The organism is Janthinobacterium sp. UMAB-56, assembly GCF_900095265.1.
In the GTDB taxonomy this organism is placed as follows: Bacteria; Pseudomonadota; Gammaproteobacteria; order Burkholderiales; family Burkholderiaceae_D; genus Janthinobacterium.
In genome coordinates this window covers 1-3,218 of sequence record NZ_LT607654.1, presented here as the reverse complement: position 1 = coordinate 3,218, position 3,218 = coordinate 1, and the positions used below count along the sequence as shown (strand labels likewise).

The following is a 3,218-nucleotide window of genomic DNA, read 5'->3' as shown; positions in this document are numbered from 1 at the left end:
GTCAGCACGCCCCCCCGCCGTACCGGCTCGCCGCCGGTTTTCCCTGCCGCAATGTGAAGGAGATTCTCATGCCCAAGTTCGCCGCTGCCATTTGCCTGTCAGTCCTGTTTTCCGCCGCGACGCTGCCCGGTGTCGCCAGCGCCGCCGAAGGCGGCGCCACGCGCGCCGATGCCGAAGCCATGGTCAAGAAAGGCGTGGCCTATATCAAGAGCACCGGCGACGCCAAGGCGTATGGCGAGATCACGGCCAAGTCGCCGCAATTCATCCTGCACGACCTGTATCTGGTGGTCTACAAACTCGACGGGACGGTGGCCGCGCATGGCGCCAACCCGAGAATGGTGGGTAAAAATTTGCTCGAATTGAAAGATATCGATGGCAAGGCTTTCGTCAAGGAGCGCGTTGAACTGGCCAAGAGCAAGGGTACGTTCTGGCAGGAATACAAGTTTACGAATCCGGAAAGCAAGAAGATCGAACCGAAGGTGATGTATTGCGAAAAGCTGGCCGATACCGTCGTCTGCGGCGGCATCTACCTGTAGCCGGCCGCAGTGCCGCCAGCACCGGGATGACACACCGATTTCTTAACGATATGGGCTCCAATGAAAATCGCACAGAAGATGTTGATCGTCCCGGTGGTCGCGCTGGCTTGCCTGCTGGCCATGGGAGGCCTGTCCTACTTGGCCATGCAGCAGAACGAGCAGCGCATGCACGAACTGAAAGATGTCACCCTGACGGCCGAGAGGCTTGCCAACCAGCAAACCATCGCCCTGGGCCAGGTACATGCCGATGTGTATGCGAAGATCGCCATCGCCGCCAGTCTGTCGGAGGCGCAGTTCAAGCAATTTGGTGCGCAAACGGACGGCCAGTTAAACGCCATCGTGCAAGGCTTGACGGAACTCAAGAAATTCTCGGGCGCCACCACGGAAGCGGCCAAGGCCCTGCCTGGCATCGAGCGCTACCGTGCCAGCGTGGCGCAGGCGCTGGACCTGGCGTCGATGGATGCGAATACGGGCGTGGCCGCAATGCAAAATGCCGCCACGCACTACCAGCAAGTGCGCAGCCAGCTGCGCCAGGTGCTGCTCAACCTCGATCACCACACAGCCGATGCGCTGCAGGACACTAAGAATGCGGGCCAGCGCGCCGGCTGGTTGTCGCTGGGCACCATGGCCATCGGCTTCGCCTCGCTCGCCCTGATCGCCACCTGGGTGGCGCGCTCCGTGGTGGGCCCCATCGACGAAGCTTGCCGGGCCGCCGAAAGCCTGGCTGCCGGCGACCTGACCATGCGTATCGATGCCCGGGGCAACGATGAGGTGGGCAAGCTGTCGCGGGCCCTGGCTACCGTCGTGAAAAACTGGAATACTTTATTGGGCGAGATACGCCAGGCAGGCTCCACCATCACGGTGGAAGCGAGTGAAATCGCGCTCGGCAATGCGGACTTGTCGGCCCGCACCGAGTCGCAATCCCATTCCCTGCAGGAAACGGCAACGTCGATGCATGCCTTGACTGATACCGTGCGCGAAAACGCCAGCCATGCGCACCAGGCCAACCAGATGGTGCTGTCGACCTCGAACGTGGCGCTGGAAGGCGGCCGCGTGGTGGGCCAGGTGGTCGAGACGATGGGCTCCCTCAAGGCCAGTTCCGGGCGCATCGTCGATATCATCGCCGTCATCGACGGCATCGCCTTCCAGACCAATATCCTCGCCTTGAACGCGGCCGTGGAAGCGGCGCGCGCGGGCGAACAGGGACGCGGCTTTGCTGTCGTCGCCACCGAAGTGCGGGGCCTGGCGCAGCGCTCGGCCACGGCGGCGCGCGAAATCAAGCAGCTGATCGAGGATTCCGTTGCCAGGATAGAAACGGGCAGCGAACTGGCCGACAGCGCCGGGCGCACCATGGGCGACATCGTCGCCTCCGTCCAGCAAGTGACGGAGATCATGAACGACATCACGGCGGCTAGCCAGCGCCAGAGCAAGGGCATCGAGGAAGTCAACAATGCCATCACGGAAATGGACGAATTGACCCAGCGCAATGCCGCCCTCGTCGAGCAGTCTGCCGCCGCCGCGCAAAGCATGCAAGACCAGGCGCACGACTTGCTGCGCGTCGTCGATGCCTTCCGCCTGGGTGATGGCGGTCCGCCGCTGCTGGCGCGTTAGCGCGGTGCCTGCATGGCCTTCGCTGCGCAGTCAAGCATCCGCTTGCCTGCCGCCGCCAGCGCAGGATCGTCCTCTTCCTGCAGCCGCGTGCCCACGACGCTCTGGTCGGCAACGCTACCCTGCATGGCGGCCAGGAGCGCCACGCGGTCTTGCGTGGCGCCTTCGCCGATGCTACGGGCACTGAAAAAGCTGTACAGGCCGGCGATGTCGCGTTGCTGCAGCCATTCCATCAATTGCACCAGGCGCGCCTGCTCCATATAGCTCAGTTCGCTCACCTTGCGCTCGGCCAGTGCGTAATACACTTCCAGGCGCGCCATCCAGTTGCCTTGCGCGGCAGCCGCCAGCAGTTGATCCCAGACGGCGCCGGCGTGCACCACGGGCAGCGGCTGCCCCTGATAGGCCAGCACGGCTTGCTGCTGCGGTAATGCACCATAGGCCGTGGGCGCCTTGCACACGAACTGGCGCGCATCGGAACCGCCTTGCCGCAGGCCGCTGGCGATATGCTGCGCGATCTTGTCACGGACGGACAGCAGGCGCCTGGCGTGTTCCTCCATCGACCACTGCGGCGGCAGCTTGCCCAGCCAGGCCAGCGCATCGTCGTTGGCCCTGGCCGCCAGTACATAAGCGGCCGCCTTGGCCCGTTGATCTTTCTCTCTGGCCAGTTTCGCCGCATCCTGGGCGATATCGTATTGGCTGGTGCTGTGCTTGAGTTGCAGGCATGACTGGAAGGCGGCAGGCGCTTCTTGCCAGCAGCGGGCCGGTACGGCAAACGTCCAACGCATGCTGAGCGTTTCCAGGACATACGTGTCTTCGCCCTCCTCTGCCTTGAGATAGGCGCGCCCATCAGCCTTGGTCACGCCTTTGGTCAGCTGCTTGCCGCCAACCGTGCTCCAGGAATACGGGTCATCGTCTTGCGGCACGCCGGGCACGGCGTACAAGGTCAGGTAGTGGCCGGCGGCGGTTTGCCCCTCGACGGCATGGCAGGGTGGCGACAGCAGGCATAAGGACAGTAAAATTGTTGCAGGGGGCGGTTTCAGCATGTCGCTATTGGAGGGATGTCGGTATGGCAGG

Annotated in this window: 3 protein-coding genes; 2 read left to right on the top strand and 1 reads right to left on the bottom strand. The window is 63.5% G+C overall.

From position 1 onward, the window contains the following. Together K0F85_RS08545 and K0F85_RS08540 are read left to right on the top strand one after the other, a co-directional pair. Window positions 1-536, top strand: a 536-nt coding sequence (locus K0F85_RS08545; RefSeq protein ID WP_306983760.1) for a cache domain-containing protein, incomplete at its 5' end; no start/stop codon positions are given. Window positions 537-596: 60 nt separating this feature from the next. Beyond that, the gene (locus tag K0F85_RS08540; protein WP_257572620.1) at window positions 597-2,147 is read left to right on the top strand and encodes a methyl-accepting chemotaxis protein; all 1,551 of its coding nucleotides are present in this window, start codon (window positions 597-599) and stop codon (window positions 2,145-2,147) included. Here K0F85_RS08540 and K0F85_RS08535 read toward each other — a convergent pair. After that, on the bottom strand, window positions 2,144-3,218 hold a 1,075-nt coding region (locus K0F85_RS08535; RefSeq protein ID WP_219115634.1), incomplete at its 5' end, for a hypothetical protein. The genes K0F85_RS08540 and K0F85_RS08535 overlap by 4 nt on opposite strands.

Excerpts from the sequence above, each read along its gene's own strand:
- K0F85_RS08540 (WP_257572620.1), top strand. The coding sequence starts at position 597 with ATGAAAATCGCACAGAAGATGTTGATCGTCCCGGTGGTCGCGCTGGCT.